Annotated in this window: 21 protein-coding genes and 1 pseudogene; 13 read left to right on the forward strand and 9 right to left on the reverse strand. The window is 61.1% G+C overall.

Annotation, left to right across the window (positions count from 1 at the left end; translation table 11 throughout):
- Positions 1-19 precede the first annotated feature (19 nt).
- Positions 20-2,524, reverse strand: a complete 2,505-nt coding sequence (locus tag BMW74_RS14860) for an ABC transporter permease (protein WP_093422047.1) — start codon at positions 2,522-2,524, stop codon at positions 20-22.
- Positions 2,524-3,207: an ABC transporter ATP-binding protein gene (locus BMW74_RS14865; protein WP_093422053.1), complete on the reverse strand. Its 684-nt coding sequence runs from the start codon at positions 3,205-3,207 to the stop codon at positions 2,524-2,526. The genes BMW74_RS14860 and BMW74_RS14865 overlap by 1 nt, the downstream gene beginning before the upstream one ends.
- A 10-nt stretch (positions 3,208-3,217) precedes the next feature.
- Here BMW74_RS14865 and BMW74_RS14870 point away from each other — a divergent pair, with 10 nt between their 5' ends.
- The 3 genes from BMW74_RS14870 (at position 3,218) to BMW74_RS14880 (ending at position 5,248) form a co-directional block, all read left to right on the forward strand.
- The gene (locus tag BMW74_RS14870) at positions 3,218-3,823 is read left to right on the forward strand and encodes an arylesterase (protein WP_093422057.1); all 606 of its coding nucleotides are present in this window, start codon (positions 3,218-3,220) and stop codon (positions 3,821-3,823) included.
- 58 nt (positions 3,824-3,881) lie between these two features.
- Positions 3,882-4,175, forward strand: coding sequence for a hypothetical protein (locus BMW74_RS14875; RefSeq protein ID WP_093422061.1), 294 nt, complete (start codon positions 3,882-3,884; stop codon positions 4,173-4,175).
- A gap of 98 nt (positions 4,176-4,273) precedes the next feature.
- A complete protein-coding gene (locus BMW74_RS14880) occupies positions 4,274-5,248 on the forward strand; it encodes a L,D-transpeptidase family protein (protein ID WP_093422065.1) in 975 nt (324 codons plus the stop codon).
- 124 nt (positions 5,249-5,372) lie between these two features.
- On the opposite strand, the gene oprI is transcribed toward BMW74_RS14880, so the two are convergent.
- Positions 5,373-5,624 carry an outer membrane lipoprotei OprI gene (oprI, locus tag BMW74_RS14885; RefSeq protein WP_003172710.1) on the reverse strand — a complete coding sequence of 84 codons (252 nt, stop codon included), beginning with the start codon at positions 5,622-5,624 and terminating at the stop codon, positions 5,373-5,375.
- 635 nt (positions 5,625-6,259) lie between these two features.
- Between oprI and BMW74_RS14890 the strand changes: the two genes are divergently transcribed.
- Positions 6,260-6,541 (forward strand): GNAT family N-acetyltransferase, encoded by a 282-nt coding sequence (locus BMW74_RS14890; RefSeq protein ID WP_093422070.1) that lies wholly within the window; start codon positions 6,260-6,262, stop codon positions 6,539-6,541.
- Between the two features lie 66 nt (positions 6,542-6,607).
- Here BMW74_RS14890 and BMW74_RS14895 read toward each other — a convergent pair whose 3' ends face one another.
- Positions 6,608-7,684, reverse strand: a complete 1,077-nt coding sequence (locus tag BMW74_RS14895) for a 3-deoxy-7-phosphoheptulonate synthase (RefSeq protein WP_093422075.1) — start codon at positions 7,682-7,684, stop codon at positions 6,608-6,610.
- 132 nt (positions 7,685-7,816) lie between these two features.
- A complete protein-coding gene (locus BMW74_RS14900; protein WP_093422080.1) occupies positions 7,817-8,260 on the reverse strand; it encodes a PilZ domain-containing protein in 444 nt (147 codons plus the stop codon).
- Between BMW74_RS14900 and BMW74_RS14905 the strand changes: the two genes are divergently transcribed.
- The 4 genes from BMW74_RS14905 to cysB all read left to right on the forward strand — a co-directional run bounded on the left by BMW74_RS14905 (position 8,259) and on the right by cysB (position 11,299).
- Complete coding sequence (locus BMW74_RS14905; RefSeq protein ID WP_093422085.1) at positions 8,259-8,645, forward strand: YbbN family protein; 387 nt, start codon at positions 8,259-8,261, stop codon at positions 8,643-8,645. The genes BMW74_RS14900 and BMW74_RS14905 overlap by 2 nt on opposite strands.
- A gap of 76 nt (positions 8,646-8,721) precedes the next feature.
- Positions 8,722-9,627, forward strand: coding sequence for a 5'-nucleotidase (locus BMW74_RS14910; protein WP_093422090.1), 906 nt, complete (start codon positions 8,722-8,724; stop codon positions 9,625-9,627).
- A gap of 83 nt (positions 9,628-9,710) precedes the next feature.
- Complete coding sequence (locus BMW74_RS14915; RefSeq protein WP_093422095.1) at positions 9,711-10,211, forward strand: universal stress protein; 501 nt, start codon at positions 9,711-9,713, stop codon at positions 10,209-10,211.
- Positions 10,212-10,324: 113 nt separating this feature from the next.
- Positions 10,325-11,299 carry an HTH-type transcriptional regulator CysB gene (cysB, locus tag BMW74_RS14920; RefSeq protein WP_093422099.1) on the forward strand — a complete coding sequence of 325 codons (975 nt, stop codon included), beginning with the start codon at positions 10,325-10,327 and terminating at the stop codon, positions 11,297-11,299.
- Between the two features lie 3 nt (positions 11,300-11,302).
- On the opposite strand, the gene BMW74_RS14925 is transcribed toward cysB, so the two are convergent.
- Entirely contained in the window at positions 11,303-11,785 is a 483-nt protein-coding gene (locus BMW74_RS14925) for a GreA/GreB family elongation factor (RefSeq protein WP_093422103.1), read from the reverse strand.
- Between the two features lie 2 nt (positions 11,786-11,787).
- Positions 11,788-12,195, reverse strand: coding sequence for a hypothetical protein (locus tag BMW74_RS14930; protein ID WP_093422107.1), 408 nt, complete (start codon positions 12,193-12,195; stop codon positions 11,788-11,790).
- 124 nt (positions 12,196-12,319) lie between these two features.
- On the opposite strand from BMW74_RS14930, the gene earP reads away from it, so the two are divergent.
- The 3 genes from earP (at position 12,320) to BMW74_RS14945 (ending at position 14,908) form a co-directional block, all read left to right on the forward strand.
- Entirely contained in the window at positions 12,320-13,456 is a 1,137-nt protein-coding gene (gene earP, locus BMW74_RS14935) for an elongation factor P maturation arginine rhamnosyltransferase EarP (RefSeq protein ID WP_093422111.1), read from the forward strand.
- A gap of 54 nt (positions 13,457-13,510) precedes the next feature.
- Positions 13,511-14,080 carry an elongation factor P gene (efp, locus tag BMW74_RS14940; RefSeq protein WP_093422116.1) on the forward strand — a complete coding sequence of 190 codons (570 nt, stop codon included), beginning with the start codon at positions 13,511-13,513 and terminating at the stop codon, positions 14,078-14,080.
- Between the two features lie 78 nt (positions 14,081-14,158).
- Entirely contained in the window at positions 14,159-14,908 is a 750-nt protein-coding gene (locus tag BMW74_RS14945; protein ID WP_093422121.1) for a sulfite exporter TauE/SafE family protein, read from the forward strand.
- On the opposite strand, the pseudogene BMW74_RS14950 reads toward BMW74_RS14945, so the two are convergent.
- Positions 14,898-15,257 (reverse strand): annotated as a pseudogene (locus tag BMW74_RS14950) (LysR substrate-binding domain-containing protein); the annotation flags it as partial. The gene BMW74_RS14945 and the pseudogene BMW74_RS14950 overlap by 11 nt on opposite strands.
- Positions 15,258-15,399: 142 nt before the next feature.
- Between BMW74_RS14950 and BMW74_RS14955 the strand changes: the two are divergent.
- Positions 15,400-16,626, forward strand: coding sequence for a winged helix-turn-helix domain-containing protein (locus tag BMW74_RS14955; RefSeq protein ID WP_093422125.1), 1,227 nt, complete (start codon positions 15,400-15,402; stop codon positions 16,624-16,626).
- Positions 16,627-16,639: 13 nt separating this feature from the next.
- On the opposite strand, the gene BMW74_RS14960 is transcribed toward BMW74_RS14955, so the two are convergent.
- Positions 16,640-17,986, reverse strand: a complete 1,347-nt coding sequence (locus BMW74_RS14960) for a class II 3-deoxy-7-phosphoheptulonate synthase (protein WP_093422130.1) — start codon at positions 17,984-17,986, stop codon at positions 16,640-16,642.
- A 155-nt stretch (positions 17,987-18,141) separates the two neighbouring features.
- On the opposite strand from BMW74_RS14960, the gene BMW74_RS14965 reads away from it, so the two are divergent.
- Positions 18,142-18,897, forward strand: a complete 756-nt coding sequence (locus tag BMW74_RS14965) for a spermidine synthase (protein WP_093422135.1) — start codon at positions 18,142-18,144, stop codon at positions 18,895-18,897.
- Positions 18,898-18,936: the final 39 nt, after the last annotated feature.

Raw genomic sequence — 18,936 nt, forward strand, 5'->3', positions numbered from 1 at the left:
TGAGAAAGCATTGAGTCTATCAACCCTCGCGCAAGACTGTCAGCGGGCTGGCATTGAGTGCCCGGCGCGTACCGAACACGCCGGCGCCACCGACCATCAGGGCGCCCATCAATGGCAGCAGCAACAGCCATGGATGGGGCTGCCATTGCAGGTCGAATGCATAGCGATACAGCGCCAGGCTCACCAGTTCCGAACCCACGGCCGCCAGCAGGCCGCTGACCGCGCCCAGCAAGCCGAATTCGATCCGACGGGCCTTGACCAGCAGTTGCCGTTCGGCGCCCAGCGCGCGCAATAGAGCACCCTGGCGGATACGCTCATCCAGGGTGGCCTGCAGGCCGGAAAACAGCACCGCCATGCCTGCCGCCAGTACGAACAGCAGCACATACTCCACCGCCAGCGTTACCTGCCCAAGGATGCTGCGCAGTTGCGCCAGCAAGGCTTCGACCTGCAGGATCGTCACGGCCGGGAACGCCCGGGACAAATCGATGATCTGCTGGTCGTGACCAGCGGCCAGGTAAAAGCTGGTCAGGTAGGTGGCGGGCAGGTCCTTCAAGGTGCCGGGCTGGAAGATCATGAAGAAGTTCGGTTGGAAGTTGTCCCAGTTGATCGTCCGCAGGCTGGTGACTTTCGCCTCGCGGTTGACGCCCGCAACGGTGAAGACCAAGTGATCGCCGAGCTTGAGCTTCAGGCTCGTGGCCACTTTGCCTTCCACTGAAACGCCGGGGATATCGCCTTGCGGTTCGGCCGACCACCACGCCCCCTCGGTGATGCTGTTGCCGGGCGGTAAATCGGCAGCCCAGGTCAGGCTCAGGTCGCGCTGGATGGCACGGTCGCCTTCGGAGTCCTTGCTGACGATACCTCGCACAGGCTCGCCATTGACGCTGATCAGCCGTCCCGGCACCACCGGGTACAGCGGCGCCGATTGGGCCGAGAGTTCGACCAGGCGATCGATGAAGGCCTGCTTGTCGGCAGGCAGGATGTTCAGGGCGAAATAGTTCGGGGCATTTTTTGGCAACTGGTTCTGCCAGGTGTCGAGCAACTCGCCCCGCAGCAGGGCGATCAGGGCCATCGACAACAGGATCAAGCCGAAAGCCAAGGACTGCCCGGCCGCCGCCAAAGGATGACGCAACAGTTGACCCAGGCCCAGGCGCCAGGGCAACGGTGCTCGGGCCAGCAGGCGCCGCAGGCTTTTAAGGACCAGCAGCAACAGGCCGCCAAGCACCAGCGCGGCAATCACGCCCCCGCCCAGCAGGGCGAAGGTCAGCACCAGGTCCAGGCTCAAGCGCCACATGATCAGGCCCAGCGCCGCCAGTGCGGCGCCATAGACCATCCAGGTGCTCGGCGGGATCGGTAGCATGTCGCGACGCAGGACCCGCAATGGCGGTACACGCCCGAGGGCGGCCAATGGCGGCAAGGCAAACCCGGCCAGGGCCACCAGGCCAGTACCGATACCGGCGAGGGCGGGCAGCAGGCCTCCCGGTGGTACGTCGCTGGGCAGTAGATTGCCGAGCAAGGCGAACAGCCCCAGTTGCGCGAACCAGCCAATCAAGGCGCCGCTCAGGCTGGCCAACAATCCCAGCACCATGAGCTGCAAACTGAACAGCAGCAGGGTTTCCCGGCGCGACAGGCCGAGGCAGCGCAGCAAGGCGCTGGCGTCGAACCGACGAGTGGCAAAGCGGCTGGCCGAGAGCGCTACGGCCACGCCCGACAACAAGACCGCGACCAGGCTGGCCATGTTCAAGTAGCGCTCGGCCTTGCCCAGGGCACCACCGATCTGCCGGTTGCCGTCGCGGGCGTCCTGGAGCCGTTGGTTGGCCGCCAGCCCTGGGGTGATCTGTTGGCGATAGGCCTCCAGTCCTGGGGCATCGCCGCGCCACAGTTCTCGGTAGCTGACCCGGCTGCCGGGTTGCACGACGCCGGTGGCCGGAAGGTCGGCGAGGTTGATCAGGACTCGGGGCGTTAGGCTGTAGAAGTTGCCGGCGCGATCCGGTTCGTACGTCAGCACGCGGCTCAGGCGCAGGGTTTTCAGGCCGACGTCGATGCTGTCGCCGACCTTCAGGTTCAGGGCGGTCAGTAGGCGCGCTTCGGCCCAGGCTTCGCCGGGCTTGGGGCCGCCACCGACATCCTCAGGGGCGAAGGGCTGCGGCGCGCTCTTCAACTCACCGCGCAGTGGGTAGGCCTCGTCGGCGGCCTTGATACTCGACAGCTGGATGCCGTTGTCGGTGGCGATGACGCTGGAAAACTCCACCACCTGTGCGTGTTGCAGGCCCAGGTCCGTGCCGCCGCGCACCTGCTGTTCAGTGGCTGGCGAGCTGCCTTCGAGCAGCAGGTCGGCGCCGAGGAATTCGGTGGCACGCATCATCATCGCGCCATTGAGACGGGCACCGAAGTATCCGATGGCCGTGCTTGCGGCGACCGCCACCACGAGGGCGAAGAACAGCACCCGCAGCTCTCCGGCGCGGGCATCGCGCAGGAGCTGGCGGATGGCAAGGCTGAACAAGCGCAACACCGGCAGGCGTGCCATCAGGGCTCCAGGGGGGCGACCAACAGGCCGGCTTCAAGGCGGATCAGGCGGTGGCAGCGATGTGCCAGGCGTTCATCGTGGGTGACCAGCACCAAGGTGGTGCCGCTTTCCTTGTTCAGTTCAAACAACAGGTCGCTGATGTGTTCGCCGGTGTGGGTGTCGAGGTTGCCGGTCGGTTCATCGGCAAACAGTACATCCGGTTCGGCGGCGAAGGCCCGGGCGATGGCGACGCGCTGCTGTTCACCGCCGGAGAGCTGGCGCGGCGAATGGCTCAGGCGTTGGCCCAGGCCGACGCGGCGCAGCAATTCGGTGGCTCGTTCCCGGGCGTCCTTGCGACCATCGAGCTCCAGCGGCAGCATGACGTTTTCCAGGGCATTGAGGCTGTCGAGCAACTGGAACGACTGGAACACAAATCCCACGTGCTCGGCCCGGATGCGCGCGCGCTGATCTTCATCCAACTGGCTCAAGGCGAAGCCGGCCAGGGTGACCTCGCCACTGCTGGGCAAATCAAGGCCGGCCAGCAGGCCCAGCAGGGTGGATTTTCCTGAGCCGGAACTGCCGACGATTGCCAGGCTGTCGCCCTTGTCGAGTTCCAGGTCGAGTTGGTGCAGGATGGTCAGTTCACCTTCCGCGCTGGGAACCACTTTGCTAAGGTTCCGCGCAGTGAGAATGCTTGCGCCCATGGAGAGTCCGATGCGTGTGTGGTTTTTGAGTGCTGGCCTGGCCCTGATGTGCATGGCCCAGAACGCAGCGGCGGGTACTGTCCTGATCGTTGGCGATAGTATCAGCGCGGGTTTCGGCCTGGATACCCGGCTAGGGTGGGTATCGTTGCTTGAGCAACGGCTCAAACAGGAAGGATTCAGCGACACGGTGATCAATGCGTCCATCAGCGGAGACACCAGCTCGGGTGGCCATGCGCGCCTGCCAGCGCTGCTTGCAGAGCATCAGCCCGAGGTGGTGGTCCTTGAGTTGGGAGGCAACGATGGCCTGCGCGGGCAACTGCCAACGCAATTGAAACAAAATCTTGCGTCGATGATCGACAGTGCCAGGGCCGGTGGTGCCAAGGTGCTGCTGCTGGGTATGCAACTGCCGCCCAATTATGGCGTGCGCTACACCACGGCATTCGCGCAGGTCTATACCGATCTGGGGAAGGAAAAGGACATTGCCCTGGTACCGTTTTTCCTTGAAGGCATTGCGGGCAAGCCCGAGTTGATGCAGGCCGATGGCATTCATCCAGCCGTCAACGCCCAGGGCCAGTTGCTGGAAAATGTCTGGCCGGCGCTAAAACCGTTGTTATGACGCTTTTCTAGGCGCGGTCTTTCAGCTAATGTGGCGCCCCCCTGATTTGGAGCCCCTGATGCCGCGTCCTGCCTGGTCCCTGTTTGCCTACCAACTGATCGAGCCTGACGAACAGCTGGATCTGTTTGCCTGCCAGGAAGTCCGGGTGCATCTGGTGACGCGTCAATTGGAGCTGGGCGGTTCGGCCGACCGCACCTTGTGCGGTTCCTTGCTGCCAGCGCAGCCACGTTGGTCGAGCGTCAATCGCCGGGTGTTCCAGGATCAGCGCCTGTGCTCGCTGTGCCGGGCAATCCTTGAGTCGCAAAAGCGCGGTACGTCGCCGATCTGGCCCGAGCTGCGCTTCGAACTCTGACGCCCAGGCAGCCCATCGACCCGGTTCGCTGAATTTATAGGCGCGGGTGTACAATCGCTTTTTTCCTCCCTCTGTTGCTTACGCAAAGGATTTTCCGGATGTTGCCGCGCTTTCCTGCCGTCGCCCGCTGCCTGTCTCTTGCCGCCCTGTGTGTGGCAGGTCCTGTCGCTGCGTTGGAGCTGCCTTTACCACCGCCGGGCGAAGATATCGTCGGCCAGGTGCAAACGGTCACGGCCAAGTACGAAGATACCTTCGCCGACCTGGGGACCACCTATGACCTGGGGTACCTGGAGATGGTGGCGGCCAACCCGGGCGTCGATCCCTGGTTGCCAGGCGCGGGCACCGAGATTGTCCTGCCGACCCGCTTCATATTGCCGCCAGGCCCGCGCGAAGGGATTGTGATCAACCTGGCTGAGTACCGGCTGTACTACTACCCCAAAGGCCGGAACGTGGTTTACACCTTCCCGCTGGGGATCGGCCGTGAAGGCTGGGGCTCGCCGATTACCAAGACCAGCATCGTTGCCAAGACCCCGAACCCGACCTGGACCCCTCCGGCCTCGATCAAGGCTGAGCACGCCGCCGATGGCGATCCGTTGCCAAACGTCGTGCCTGCTGGCCCGGATAACCCGTTGGGGCCGTTCAAGTTCACTTTGGGCACGCCCGGTTACCTGATCCATGGTTCAAACAAGAAGTTTGGCATCGGCATGCGGACCAGCCACGGTTGCTTCCGTATGTTCAACGACAACGTGCTGGAGATGGCGGGCATGGTGCCGGTGGGCACTTCGGTACGCATTCTCAATGAACCGTACAAATTCGGCGTGAGTGGCGGGAACGTCTACCTCGAGGCGCATACGCCGATCGACGACAAGGGCAACCCGTCGGTGGTCGATAAGCACACCGCGGTAATCAACGCCATGCTCAAGCGCGAAGACATCACCGGCAACATGCGCATGAACTGGGATGTGGTGCGTGACGTGGTCGCCGCTGAAGATGGCTTGCCGGTTGAGATCGCGGTGGCGAGTCCCGCTGGCACTGCGCCGGTCGCTTCTAGCGTGCCACTCGACCTGCAGTAACGGCTTCAATCGACCCGCCGAAGCCTGATCGCTTCGGCGGGTTTTTTATTGCAGTGACAAATGCCAGGCAATAAAAAAGCCGACCCAAAAAACGGATCGGCTTGATAACAATCCCTAGGGATTATTACTTGCGGCTAGCTTTTTCCAGCATGCGCAGAGCACGCTCGTTAGCTTCGTCAGCAGTCTGTTGTGCTTTTTGAGCAGCAGCCAGAGCTTCATCAGCTTTACGGTAAGCTTCGTCTGCACGAGCCTGGGAGCGAGCAGCTGCGTCTTCAGTAGCGGTCAGACGTGCTTCGGTTTCTTTCGATACGCTGCTGCAACCGGTAGCCAGAACTGCGGCCAGAGCCAGAGCAGAGAATTTCAGAACGTTGTTCATCGTGTTCCCCTTCAAGGACTTTCTATTTAATGGCTATCTCCCCAGAGTGAGGAAACAGCCGGCGTACATACTACCCATTAGTTGTAGTAAGTAAACTGACGTAGCGCAAGAAGCAAAAAAATTGTAGGCGCTGATTCTTTTTCGAGCAACTTTTTGAGTGGGCTGTATGAAAAGCATCCAGGCAGGACGCCCGTCCTGAGCGATCCGCTGAAAAAACCTCGACACTCGCTGACCGCAATTTCACAGTGTAGAGCTAAAGCTGTTCTATATTGACTTATCTACACTTTCGTTTAGCGATTGTGGGGTTTCTCACGTCACTTTTGCCTGTTGAGGTGACTTTAACTAGCGGTGCTCGTCTCACGTCTCAATATCCGGCAATGTTCAGGCTATCGACCCTTGGGATGTTCGGTCGAGCTGCCTTGAGCCAAGCTGTGTCGAATCAGCGCAGATGACGTGATGACGAGCGTGCCTTGAGCAATTTTGCCTTTGGTGCCTACTATTTGATACGTGCAAGCCCTGCGGGATGGGTACAGCTTTTTCTCGGTGTCCAGGCAGGCACGGGGTGGCGTAGAGGTTCCTTCGCCGGAAAAACATCGGTAAGGTAGGGGTCAATTCAAGACCCGCGAGGAGCAGTGATGAGCGAGGCGTTGTCCATCCACCATGACCAGGCTGGTCATCAGTTCGAGACCAATGTGGACGGTCATCGTGCCTACCTGACCTATATGGACCTGGGTAAGCAAACCCTGGATATCTATCGTACGTTTGTGCCGAACGCACTGCGTGGCCGTGGTATCGCGGCGGCGTTGACCGAGCAGGCGCTCGAGTATGCGGAGCAAATGGGTTACACCGTCATTCCGTCGTGCTCCTATGTGGAGCGCTACATGGAGCGCCACCAGCGGCATGCTGCCAAGCTCTGACGGGGTTCCCCGATAAAAAACGCCGGGCATTGCCCGGCGTTTTTGTGTGCGCTAGCTAAACGTCGTTCAGGAGCGTTGACGTTTAGGCAGTACGTCCTTGAGCTTGGCGTGCATGCTGCGCAAGGTGGTTTCGGTGGCGGACCAGTCGATGCAGGCATCGGTGATCGACACGCCGTATTGCAACTCGGCGAGGTCTTTAGGAATCGCCTGGCAACCCCAGTTCAAATGACTCTCGACCATCAGGCCGATGATCGACTGGTTGCCTTCAAGGATCTGGTTGGCGACGTTTTCCATGACCAGCGGCTGCAGTGCCGGATCCTTGTTGGAGTTGGCGTGGCTGCAGTCGACCATGATGTTGGGCTTGATCTTGGCCTTGTTCAGCGCTTGCTCGCAGAGTGCGACGCTGACCGAATCGTAGTTCGGCTTACCATTGCCACCGCGCAGGACGACATGCCCATAAGCGTTGCCTTTGGTGGTGACGATCGATACGCCACCTTCCTGGTTGATCCCCAGGAAGCGGTGCGGGCTGGACACCGATTGCAGGGCGTTGATGGCAACGGTCAGGCCGCCGTCGGTGCCGTTCTTGAAGCCGACAGCCGAGGACAGGCCCGAGGCCATTTCCCGGTGAGTCTGGGATTCGGTGGTACGCGCGCCAATGGCTGACCAACTGATCAGGTCCTGCAGGTACTGCGGCGAAATCGGGTCGAGGGCTTCGGTCGCGGTCGGCAGGCCCATTTCGGCCAGGTCCAGCAGCAGTTTGCGACCGATGTGCAGGCCATCCTGGATCTTGAAGGAGTCGTCCAGGTACGGATCGTTGATCAGGCCTTTCCAGCCGACGGTAGTGCGCGGCTTCTCGAAATAGACCCGCATGACCAGATACAGGGTATCGGACACTTCAGCGGCGAGGACCTTGAGGCGCTCGGCATATTCGTGTGCGGCCTTGAGGTCGTGGATCGAGCAAGGCCCGATAACGACGAACAGGCGGTGGTCAGTGCCATCCAGGATATTGCGAATCACTTCGCGGCCCTTGGTCACGGTCTGCAAGGCAGCGTCGCTCAAAGGGATATCGCGCTTGAGCTGGTCAGGAGTGATCAGCGTCTCGTTGGAGGCGACGTTTAGGTCATTGATCGGTAAATCAGCCATCGTGTTACTCGTCAGGTCACGGGTGCCGGCCGCCAGCGATCCCCGCGCGGCGGAGCACAGCATGATTTAAGCGCAGCGGGGAGCCGAACCTTAGCGCGTTACACAGTTGCTCGACAATGGGCAGGCACGGGTTTAATGCCCAGCAGGCGTTGTAAATGCCTGGTGAACAGTCTCGTTGGAGTACTCGCTGGCGTGTTGATCGACCCATTGCAGCGCAAGCGCCTGGACGTTTTGTGGCTCCGTGCGAGGAGGGTGCAGCCGGCAGTAGCGTTCGATCTGGCAAACCTGCTCGCCCATCCGAGCCTGGAACAAGGTTTGCTCATCGATGAATGCGATGCCAACCAGATAGCCATGCTTGCGGCGCAGGCACCAGGCGACATAGCCCAGATAGCAGACATTTTCGCTCAAGGTCGGCATGCGCACTTGCAGGGCCGTTCCTTTGCGCCAGGCGCGGTGGTAATTGCAAGCCACGCCGCCGAGGCTGATAGTGTGCAGCTCTTGTCGGGAAATGCACTGGTGCTTGCGCAAGGTTAACTCGACGGGCACGTCGTCAGGATGAGGAATAAAACGCCCCATGAATGCAGACTCCAAGTGTCGGTCATTCGACATGATCTCCCCCAGTATAGTGGCCGAATGGGAGCTGACCGATTTCGATACCGATCAGCGGCTGTTGGCCATGAGCGGGGTTTCGTTGGTGGTGGTTACCAGTGTGGGGTGCTCCAGCTGTCGCTGGGCGCGCCAGCAACTCCCGGCGTTGGGGCTTGAGATCGACCAGTTGTGCTGGATCGATGCGGGGAACAACGGCGGTGTGGTGCAGCGCTATCAGGTGTTTCATTTGCCGGCGCTGTTTGTGGTGCGCGACGGTGAGTTTTATGGGGCGCTGCAGTCGCGCCTGAGCCGTGCCGAGCTGAACGCGGCGTTGCGGTTGGCGCTAAGCCGGGATCCAGAGGAGTTGCCATGACTTGCCAGCGTTGTATCTGGCCTTGCGGTTTACTGAGCGGCGTAACGGTTGAGGCTTTCAACCTGGGGGAGCACACGTGGCAAAAGGCATAGACAACAAACTGGTCCTGGCGATTTCTTCGCGGGCGCTGTTCGACTTGAGTGAGAGCCACAAGGTCTACCTAGCCAGCGGGGTCGAGGCGTATCGGCAGTACCAGATCGAGCATGAAGACGAGATGCTCGCGCCTGGCGATGCCTTTCCCCTGGTGCAAAAGTTGCTCAATCTCAATGTGAGCCTGGGCAAGGATCGGGTCGAAGTGGTGCTGGTGTCGCGCAACAGTGCCGACACCGGTTTGCGGGTGTTCAACTCGATCCATCACTACGGCCTGGCGATTTCCCGGGCAGCGTTTGTCGGTGGGCGTAGCCCGTATCCCTACCTGAAAGCTTTTGGTTGCGACCTGTTTCTCTCCACCCATGCCGATGACGTGCGCAGCGCGTTGGACGCCGGTTTTGCGGCCGCGACCATTTTGTCGGGGGGCGCGAGCCGCGCGGCGAGCGAGGAGTTGCGCATCGCGTTTGACGGTGATGCGGTGCTGTTTTCCGATGAGTCCGAGCGCGTCTATCAGGCCGGAGGCCTTGCGGCGTTCCAGGCCAGTGAGCGCGAGGCGGCGCGCGAGCCGTTGCGCGGCGGCCCGTTCAAAGGGTTTCTCGCGGCCCTGAATGCCCTTCAGCGCGAGTTCCCGGACGACAGTTGCCCGATACGCACGGCGTTGGTGACCGCGCGTTCGGCGCCCGCCCATGAGCGGGTGATCCGTACCTTGCGTGAATGGGACATCCGCCTCGACGAATCCCTGTTCCTGGGTGGCCTGACCAAGTCGGCCTTCCTCGAAGCCTTCGCCGCCGATGTGTTCTTCGACGATCAGGCCGGTCATTGCGAGCTGGCGCGTGAAGTGGTTGCCACCGGCCATGTTCCCCATGGCATCAGTAATGAACTGAAGAATTGAGCGCTCAGGTGTGGCATCTCGCAGTTGGCGCGGCACTGCTAAGCTGAATCAATCTCCGCCACCTTGGCACTTGAGGAGGTCATATGATTCATTCGATGTTGTACGCCACTGACCTCGGCCTCTACGCTCCATTTGTGATGCAACATGCACTGGCTTTGGCACGAACCTTCAAGGCTGACCTTTATGTGGTTCATGCGGTTGAACCCATGGGGTTGTTTGCCGAGTCAGTGTTGCAGAGCTACCTGGACGAGCAGGCCTTGAATGAATTTCATCGCCAGGGCTTGAGTGCAGTGATGGCCAATATCGAGCAGCGGGTGCTGGATAACATTCGCGAGGAGTTGGGTGAGGGGCAGCAGGACCTGGAACTGATTCAATCGGTCAGAGTCTTCCAAGGGGATCCTTCGCAGGTGATTCTCGAGCAGGTGCAGAAACTCTCGGTGGATTTGCTGATCTTGGGCAGCCACAGTCATGGTGCAGGCGGTGAGGCCCCCTTGGGGCGCACAGCGACGCGAGTCTTGCAGTTGTCCCAGGTGCCGGTTTACCTGGTGCCTTTGTTGCAGCGCCGGCGCCACGGAGACAGTTGAGGCGAGCATGCTGGCCTTTTGATTGAAAAGTTCTAGATTTATTCTTCAAACCATTAATATAGTTATATACCGTCGCTGATGCCCGTGGCGTCTATCTGCTTTGAGGGATTCATATGAAGCTCCAACAATTGCGCTACATCTGGGAAGTGGCGCACCACGACCTCAACGTTTCCGCCACTGCCCAAAGCCTGTACACCTCCCAACCGGGTATCAGTAAGCAAATCCGTCTGCTGGAAGATGAACTGGGCGTCGAGGTCTTTGCCCGCAGCGGCAAGCACCTGACCCGCGTGACCCCGGCCGGCGAACGGATCATCACCACCGCAGGCGAAATCCTGCGCAAGGTCGAGAGCATCAAGCAGATCGCCCAGGAGTTCTCCAACGAGAAAAAAGGCACCCTGTCGATCGCCACCACCCATACCCAGGCACGTTATGCGCTGCCGCCGGTCATCAGTAACTTCATCAAGCAGTATCCCGACGTAGCCCTGCACATGCACCAGGGCTCACCGATGCAGATCGCCGAAATGGCAGCGGACGGCACCGTGGATTTTGCCATCGCTACCGAGGCCCTGGAGTTGTTCGGTGACCTGGTGATGATGCCGTGCTACCGCTGGAACCGTTGTGTGGTGGTGCCACAAGGCCACCCGTTGACCAAGCTGCCGAAGCTGACCCTGGAGGCACTGGCTGAATACCCGATCGTGACCTACGTGTTCGGGTTCACCGGTCGTTCGAAGTTGGACGAGGCCTTCAGCCATCGCGGCCTGACCCCGAAAGTGGTGTTCACTGCAGCGGATGCCGACGTGATCAAGACCTATGTTCGCCTGGGATTGGGTGTCGGCATCGTTGCCAAGATGGCCGTCGACAGCAAGCTCGACAGCGACTTGGTGGTACTTGATGCCAGCGAGCTGTTCGAGTCCAGCGTCACCAAGATCGGCTTCCGTCGCGGCACCTTCCTGCGCGGCTTCATGTGCGACTTCATCGAGAAGTTCGCACCGCACCTGACCCGCGAAGTCATGGCCAAAGCCATCCAGTGCCACAACAAGCAGGAACTGGAAGAACTGTTCGATGGCGTTGAACTACCGGTTCACTAAACCTCAGATCACCTCGGTGACAGTGAACTGTTGCCGAGTACCCGCCACCACGATCTCGACCTCATCGCCTTCGTACTTGCCCAGCAGGCTTTTGCCCAGCGGTGAGCGCGGGGTGATGACGGTAATTTGCTGCCCCACCAGATCGACCTTCAAGCCTGCCGCGTCGGGGGCCAGGAACAGCCACTGTTCACGACCCTTTTCGTCCTCCAGGCCGAGCAGGGCACCCACTTCAAGCCCCCTTTCTTCGTCATAAGGCCGCAATACCAGGCTTTCGCACAATGCCAGCGACTGCCTGATTTCCTCCACGCGCTTGGCCTGCCCTGCCGCGAGGTAGGACGCTTCCAGGCCAAGGGTGTCGTACTTGTTCTCGGCGATGTTCTCTTCGTGGGTCGCGGTTTCGTAGGCGGTCTGTGCGGCGCGCTGCGCAATGTCGAGGTCAATGCGCAGCTTGTCGAGGATCAGTTGGTGAACGATGTGTTTGTTCATGGTCAGTCGCAAAACTGCAGGACGTTGGCGCGGCTCTTTTCGCTCGGCGCGGTCTGGTCTTGTTGCAACCAGAATTGGCAGTTGGGGTTCGACAGGTTGCGGCTGTTACTGCGTGCCTGGTCAAGCGCCTGTTGTTGCGCGTTCTTGCGCAGGTTCTCTGTGTAGTGTTCGAACAGTGGGCTCTGTGACGGAATGTCCGGTACGGGGCGCTCAACGGGTGGTTGAGCCAGTTGCTGCACGGCCTGGGCGACGGGGGCCAATTGTTCGGTGAACAGCACACGCAACGCGAGCCAGCAGGTCAGGGCGATGGCGATAAAACCCAGCCACATTCCCAGGGCAATGCTGGCACTCAATGGCAGGGCTCTGAGGCGGATCTGTAATGGATGGCGCGGGGCGGGACGGTAGGGCATGGCTGCCTCCTGGCGGATGGTCGCGGGCGAGGGGCGATTGTCGCATGAAGATTAATCGTCGTCGGCCCTTCTGCGCGGGGTAATTTATGCGGACAATCGGTGCCTTTGCCAACGGGAGCCTGGAATGCCTGAACTGAAAACCCGCTGGGATATCTTTTGTACGGTCGTCGATAACTACGGTGACATTGGCGTGACCTGGCGCCTGGCTCGCCAGTTGGTGGCCGAGCATTCGTGTGCGGTGCGGTTGTGGGTCGACGACCTGCGGGCATTCGAGCGCTTGTGTCCTGAGCTCGATATCAACGTCGGCCAGCAATGGCAGCAAGGCGTGCAGGTGTGCCAGTGGCTGGCTGACTGGCAGCCGACCGAGGCCGCCGACGTGGTGATCGCGGCATTCGCTTGCCAGTTGCCGGGCGCCTACATGGAATCCATGGCGCTCCGAGACACGCCGCCGCTTTGGCTGAACCTCGATTACCTGAGCGCCGAAGACTGGATCGTCGGCTGCCACGGTTTGCCTTCGGTCAAGTACAAGCACGTGCAAAAGTATTTCTTCTTCCCTGGCTTCGAGGCGGGCACCGGCGGCTTGTTGCGCGAGCGCGACCTGTTACTGCGCCGCGAACAGTTCCAGGCCAACCCGCAGGCGCAGCGCGAGTGGCTACAGGGGCTGGGCGTCGAACGTGTCGAGGGCGCGCGGCTGATCTCGTTGTTCGCCTACGAGAACCCAGGCCTGGGGGAATGGCTGGACGTCATGGCCGGTGATGCGCAGGCCACTCATCTGTTGGTGCCAGAGGGGCGGATTCTTGGGGATGTGGCGCGCTGGCTGGGCGTCGACGAACTACCGGTCGGTGCCGTGCAAACACGTGGCGCCCTGACGGTGCAGGTGCTGCCATTCGTCCGGCAGGACCAGTACGACCTGCTGCTCTGGTGCTGCGACTTCAATGCCGTGCGTGGCGAGGACTCATTCGTCAGGGCCCAATGGGCCGCTCGTCCGATGGTGTGGCACATTTACCAGCAGGAAGATGATGTCCACCTGGACAAGCTGGAAGCCTTCCTGGCGTTGTACACCCAAGGCCTGTCGCCTGCGGCAAAGGTGGCGCTGGAGGGATTGTGGCGGGCCTGGAACAGCGGTTCGGGGATGGCTTCGGCGTGGATTGCGGCGCAACAACACTGGCCGCAACTGCAGGACCATGCCCGGTCGTGGTGTCTGGAACAGGGGTTGCAAACCGATCTTGCCTCAGCGCTGGTACAGTTTTACCTAAATTAGATATGATACGCGGCCTAGATTTATGTAAATCCCATCCAAATTCGGATATTCGCAATGAAAACTGGTAAAGAACTCAAGCCCGGTATGGTTATCCGTATCGACAACGATCCTTGGTTGGTTCAGAAAGCTGAATTCACCAAGTCCGGCCGTAACAGCGCGATCATGAAGACCAAGCTGAAGAACCTGTTGACCGGCTACAAGACTGAAACGGTTTACAGCGCTGACGACAAGCTGGACGACGTGATCCTCGACCGCAAAGAAGCGACCCTGTCCTTCATCAGCGGCGACAGCTACACGTTCATGGACACCACCGACTACACCATGTACGAGCTGAACGCTGAAGACATCGAAGCCGTTCTGCCTTTCGTTGAAGAAGGCATGACCGACGTATGTGAAGCCGTATTCTTCGAAGACCGCCTGGTTTCCGTAGAGCTGCCGACCACCATCGTGCGCGTCGTCGACTACACCGAAGGTTCCGCTCGCGGCGACACTTCCGGCAAAGTCATGAAGCCTGCCAAGCTGAGCAACGGTACTGAGTTGCAAGTAGCTGACTTCATCGAAATCGGTGACAAGATCGAGATCGACACCCGCGAAGGCGGTTCCTACAAAGGCCGTGCTAAGTAAGCAGCGCTCTTTGCTGGAAAGAAAAAGCCCGACCGTCGAGTCGGGTTTTTTTATGGCAAGCGTCAGGGGAGCGGGTTTGTGATTGAGTTAGCGATGTACCTGCTGTTGGGCGCGGCCCTTGGCACGGTGGGTGGTTTGTTCGGGATTGGCGGCGGCTTGATCGCCATTCCCGTGCTCGGCGTGTTGTTCGGCCTGGACCAGCAGATTGCCCAGGGGACAGCATTGGTGATGGTCGTGCCCAACGTGATGCTGGCGCTGTGGCGTTATCACCAGCGCAACCGTATCGCACTGCGCCACGCCTTGCCCCTGGCCTCGATGGGCTTCTGCTTTGCCTGGATCGGCTCGATCTGGGCGGTGGGCATCGACGCGCAGCTCATGCGCATCGGGTTTGTCGCGTTTCTGTTGGCCTTGTCGGCGTACAACCTGGTGCGCATGTTCATGGCGCCAGTGCCCGCCAGTGCGCAGATGCGTTACGCATGGCCGTGGCTGGGTGTGCTGGGGGCTGCCTCGGGGGCGATGGGCGGGTTGTTTGGTGTGGGCGGCGCGGTGGTGGCGACCCCGGTGCTGACGAGCGTGTTCGGCACCACGCAAGTGGTCGCCCAAGGCCTGGCGCTGGCGTTGGCCCTGCCGAGCACGGGCGTGACCCTGGTGACCTATGCCGCCCACGATCAGGTTGACTGGGGCATCGCGCTGCCCATGGCGGTGGGCGGCCTGCTCAGCATCAGTTGGGGGGTGAAAGTCGCCCATGCCATGCCGGAGCGATGGTTGCGCGGCTTGTTCTGTGGGTTCCTGGTGCTGTGCGCGGTGATGCTCGCCTTTAAAGTTTGAAGCCCTCGACAATATGCTCGGCCAGGCACTCGGTGATGGGCGAGGGGCGGTGCGGGTTGCGCAGCAGCATGATGCTGGCCTCGGGCAGCAGTGGCAGGCCCTCATCTTCGCCAAGGATGCGCAGGTCGGCGGTGATCAGGCTTTCCAGTTGGGCAGTGACGGCCAGGCCGGCGCTGACCACCGCCATGATCGCTGACAGGCTGGAGCTGTTGTAGGCGATCCGATACTCACGCCCGCTGGTGTCCAGCGCATTGCAGGCCCACAGCCGGCAAAAACAATCGCTGTTGAACATCGCCAGCGGCAGCGGCGTTTGCTCATTGGGGCAGAAACCCTGCGCCTGGGCCCAGACAAGGATATTGGCATGAGTCGGGCCGATGTGGCGCGTGAAGTGGTCCGGCCGTTCTGGGACGACGCGATGCATAAATGAGTACGCCAACCCTACACAAGCGGCTGCGCACTGAGGTAGTTTGCGAGCAGACAAGGAGATCCACATGCCCGCAGAACTGTCCTTTTCCCTCCAGCAGGCTCGTCGGCTGGCGCTGGTTGCCCAAGGTTTCTCCGGGCGCCAGCCGCCAGCGGCGGTCAAGGCGGCCCACCTTAACCGCCTGATGGAGCGCCTGGGGCTGGTGCAAATTGATTCGGTCAATGCCTTGGTGCGTTCGCACTACCTGCCGCTGTTTTCTCGCCTGGGCAGTTACTCCGCCGATCTACTCGACCAGGCCGCCTGGAGCCAGGGCCGCCAGCGCACCTTGTTCGAGTATTGGGGGCATGAAGCCTCGTTGTTGCCGCTGTCGATGTACCCGTTGCTGCGCTGGCGGATGCAGCGTGCGGCGCAAGGCGAGGGGATCTACCAGCAACTGGCCCGTTTCGGGCGCGAGCAGCAAGACACCATTCGTCGGGTCCTGGTTGCGGTCCAGGAGCGAGGGGCGCTGGGCGCGGGCAGTTTGTCGACGCGCCAGGAACGGGCCGGCCCCTGGTGGGACTGGAGCGCGGAAAAAAAGGCGCTGGAGTGGTTGTTTTCGGCAGGCGAAGTGACTGTCGCGGGGCGGCGTGGTTTTGAGCGGCTGTACGATCTGCCGGAGCGGGTGATTCCCGAGCCGATTCTCAGGCAGCCCTTGCTTGACGAAGCCAGTGCACAGCGAGGCTTGTTGCTGCATGCCGCCCAGGCGCTGGGCGTCGCGACTGAAAAGGACTTGCGTGACTACTTTCGCCTGAGCCTGGTGGAGTGTCGAAATGGCTTGGCTGAGCTGGTCGAGGAGGGCGCGCTGGAGCGGTGCCAGGTGCAGGGTTGGAAGCAACAGGCGTACTGCCTGCCAAGCCCAAAGGTGCCGCGTAAAGTCGCGGCCAGTGCATTGCTTTCACCGTTCGACTCATTGATCTGGGAGCGCAGCCGCACCGAGCGCCTGTTCGACTTTCGCTATCGCCTGGAAATCTACACCCCGGCACACAAGCGGGTGTACGGCTACTACGTGCTGCCGTTCCTGCACCATGAACGGATTGCCGCGCGGGTTGACCTGCGCGCCGAGCGAGCGGCTGGCAGGTTGGCGGTGCATGCGGTGCACGAAGAGCCGCAAGGCCTGGATGATGAAGGGATGCAGGCGTTGGCGCTGAACCTGCGTCAGTTGGCCGATTGGCTGGGCCTGACGCAGATTCAACTCAATTGCCCAAGGGCGAGTGCGGCACGGTTACGAGTGGCGTTGGCGCAGGGCCGCGTCTGAACGCGCTAGCGACTCAGCGCTGCACCTGCTTCAAGGTCTCGGCAATCAGGAACGCCAGCTCCAGCGACTGATCGGCGTTCATCCGCGGGTCGCAGTGGGTGTGATAGCGATCCGACAGGCCATCTTCGGTAATCGGGCGTGCGCCGCCAATGCATTCGGTGACGTTCTGCCCCGTCATCTCGATGTGGATACCACCGGCATAGCTGCCTTCGGCCTCGTGCACCTGGAAGAACTGTTTGACCTCGCCGAGAATCTGCGCAAAGTCCCGGGTCTTGTAGCCGCTGCTGGCCTTGATGGTGTTGCCGTGCATCGGGTCGCAACTCCACAGCACCTGCTTGCCTTCGCGTTCCACCGCACGAATCAGTTGCGGCAGATGATCGCCGACCTTGTTCGCGCCCATGCGGGCGATCAGGTTCAGGCGGCCGGGATCGTTGTCCGGGTTGAGCACGTCGATCAGGCGGATCAGGTCTTCGGGGTTCATGCTTGGGCCGACCTTGACCCCGATCGGGTTGTTCACCCCGCGCAGGAACTCGACGTGGGCGCCATCGAGCTGACGGGTGCGGTCGCCGATCCACAACATGTGGGCCGAGCAGTCGTAGTAGTCATTGGTCAGGCTGTCACGGCGTACGAAGGCCTCTTCGTAGTTCAGCAGCAAGGCTTCATGGGCGGTGAAGAAGCTGGTTTCACGCAGTTGCGGTGAGCTGTCCATGCCGCAGGCCCGCATGAAGGCCAGGGTTTCATCGATGCGGTTGGCCAGGTGGCTGTACTTTTCGGCCAGGGCCGAGTTGGCGATGAAGTCCAGGTTCCATTTGTGCACCTGGTGCAGGTCGGCGAAGCCGCCCTGGGCAAAGGCTCGCAGCAGGTTCAGGGTCGCGGTGGACTGGTGGTAGGACTGCAGCAGACGCTCGGGATCGGGGACGCGGCTCTTTTCGTCGAAACCGATGCCGTTGACGATGTCGCCCCGGTAGGCCGGCAGGGTCACGCCATTGATCGTCTCGTCGTTGGCCGAGCGCGGCTTGGCGAACTGCCCGGCCATGCGCCCGACCTTGACCACCGGGCAACCGGCGGCGAAGGTCATGACAATCGCCATTTGCAGCAGCACCTTGAAGGTGTCGCGGATCTTGGCCGCAGAAAACTCGGCGAAGCTTTCTGCGCAGTCGCCACCCTGCAATAGAAACGCCCGACCCTGCGTTACCTCGGCAAACTGGCGGCGCAACTCCCGGGCCTCACCGGCAAAGACGAGTGGCGGGTAACTGGCCAAGCTTTGCTCGACGGCCTGCAAATGCGCGGCGTCAGGGTAACGGGGTTGTTGCTGGATCGGCAGGGCGCGCCAGCTGTCAGGGCTCCAGGGTTGGCTCATCACGTTCTCTAGGGTTTACGCACGGGGCCTCATGTTATCAGCAATTAGTGCGTGACCTGTTCCTCGCGCTTGGCAGACAATCGCGCCTTTGCCGCGCAATGCGGGACGAATGATTGCGTTGCCGGGACAAGCGCCGGGCAATATCAGGAGACGAAATGACTGAGGAGCGCGTCGAGCATTTGCTCGCCGAGGTGCACGATGAGTTCGGCATGATCCGCGTGCTGGAAGTGGCGGACTATCGCTTTCTCGAGTTTGGCGATGCCATCGAGCAAAGCTGTGTGTTCACGGCGGACCCGAGCTGGCTGGAGTACGACTACACCCGCGCCATGTTGATTGGTGCGTTGTGCCATGAGCAGCCGGAAAGCGCGTTATTCCTGGGATTGGGGGCCGGTACCCTGACGCAGGCCTGCCTGAAGTTTTTGCCGCTCGAAGACGTCGAGGCGATTGAGTTGCGACCGGACGTGCCACGCCTGGCCATTGAGTACCTGGGGCTGGACGATGATCCACGCCTGTACATCCGCATCGGCGATGCCCTTGAGTTGCTTGAGACCGCCGAGCCTGCGGACCTGATTTTCGTCGACCTGTACACCGATGTCGGGCCGGGCGTTGGTCATTTGGCCTGGAGTTTCCTGGAAAACTGCCAGAAGCGCCTGAATCCCGGTGGATGGCTGGTGATCAACCAGTGGGCCACCGATGATGGCAAGCCGTTGGGGGCGGCGTTGTTGCGTGGGCTCTACCACCGCCATTACTGGGAGCTGCCGGTGAAGGAGGGCAACGTGATCCTGCTGGTGCCATCCGAACTGGACCAGACGCTGGATATGCAAGGCCTGACCGCGCGCGCAGAAGCGCTGGCGCCACGCTTGGGCTATTCGCTGCAGAACCTGATCAAGGCCATTCGCCCCGCCACGTAAGTGGCGGGCGCTCATCGCGAGCAGGCGCGCTCCCACAGT

The sequence above is a fragment of the Pseudomonas sp. ok272 genome (genome assembly GCF_900109995.1).
Classification (GTDB): domain Bacteria; phylum Pseudomonadota; class Gammaproteobacteria; order Pseudomonadales; family Pseudomonadaceae; genus Aquipseudomonas.

What these genes read in the sequence shown, in the direction of transcription:
- efp (WP_093422116.1), top strand. Translation starts at nt 13,511, where the DNA reads ATGAAAACTGGTAAAGAACTCAAGCCCGGTATGGTTATCCGTATCGAC.
- BMW74_RS14865 (WP_093422053.1), bottom strand. Translation starts at nt 3,207, where the DNA reads ATGGGCGCAAGCATTCTCACTGCGCGGAACCTTAGCAAAGTGGTTCCC.
- BMW74_RS14930 (WP_093422107.1), bottom strand. Translation starts at nt 12,195, where the DNA reads ATGCCCTACCGTCCCGCCCCGCGCCATCCATTACAGATCCGCCTCAGA.
- BMW74_RS14905 (WP_093422085.1), top strand. Translation starts at nt 8,259, where the DNA reads ATGAATGCAGACTCCAAGTGTCGGTCATTCGACATGATCTCCCCCAGT.
- oprI (WP_003172710.1), bottom strand. Translation starts at nt 5,624, where the DNA reads ATGAACAACGTTCTGAAATTCTCTGCTCTGGCTCTGGCCGCAGTTCTG.
- BMW74_RS14880 (WP_093422065.1), top strand. Translation starts at nt 4,274, where the DNA reads ATGTTGCCGCGCTTTCCTGCCGTCGCCCGCTGCCTGTCTCTTGCCGCC.
- BMW74_RS14900 (WP_093422080.1), bottom strand. Translation starts at nt 8,260, where the DNA reads ATGGGGCGTTTTATTCCTCATCCTGACGACGTGCCCGTCGAGTTAACC.
- BMW74_RS14965 (WP_093422135.1), top strand. Translation starts at nt 18,142, where the DNA reads ATGACTGAGGAGCGCGTCGAGCATTTGCTCGCCGAGGTGCACGATGAG.
- BMW74_RS14890 (WP_093422070.1), top strand. Translation starts at nt 6,260, where the DNA reads ATGAGCGAGGCGTTGTCCATCCACCATGACCAGGCTGGTCATCAGTTC.
- earP (WP_093422111.1), top strand. Translation starts at nt 12,320, where the DNA reads ATGCCTGAACTGAAAACCCGCTGGGATATCTTTTGTACGGTCGTCGAT.
- BMW74_RS14925 (WP_093422103.1), bottom strand. Translation starts at nt 11,785, where the DNA reads ATGAACAAACACATCGTTCACCAACTGATCCTCGACAAGCTGCGCATT.
- BMW74_RS14870 (WP_093422057.1), top strand. Translation starts at nt 3,218, where the DNA reads ATGCGTGTGTGGTTTTTGAGTGCTGGCCTGGCCCTGATGTGCATGGCC.
- cysB (WP_093422099.1), top strand. Translation starts at nt 10,325, where the DNA reads ATGAAGCTCCAACAATTGCGCTACATCTGGGAAGTGGCGCACCACGAC.
- BMW74_RS14875 (WP_093422061.1), top strand. Translation starts at nt 3,882, where the DNA reads ATGCCGCGTCCTGCCTGGTCCCTGTTTGCCTACCAACTGATCGAGCCT.
- BMW74_RS14960 (WP_093422130.1), bottom strand. Translation starts at nt 17,986, where the DNA reads ATGAGCCAACCCTGGAGCCCTGACAGCTGGCGCGCCCTGCCGATCCAG.
- BMW74_RS14955 (WP_093422125.1), top strand. Translation starts at nt 15,400, where the DNA reads ATGCCCGCAGAACTGTCCTTTTCCCTCCAGCAGGCTCGTCGGCTGGCG.
- BMW74_RS14860 (WP_093422047.1), bottom strand. Translation starts at nt 2,524, where the DNA reads ATGGCACGCCTGCCGGTGTTGCGCTTGTTCAGCCTTGCCATCCGCCAG.
- BMW74_RS14895 (WP_093422075.1), bottom strand. Translation starts at nt 7,684, where the DNA reads ATGGCTGATTTACCGATCAATGACCTAAACGTCGCCTCCAACGAGACG.
- BMW74_RS14915 (WP_093422095.1), top strand. Translation starts at nt 9,711, where the DNA reads ATGATTCATTCGATGTTGTACGCCACTGACCTCGGCCTCTACGCTCCA.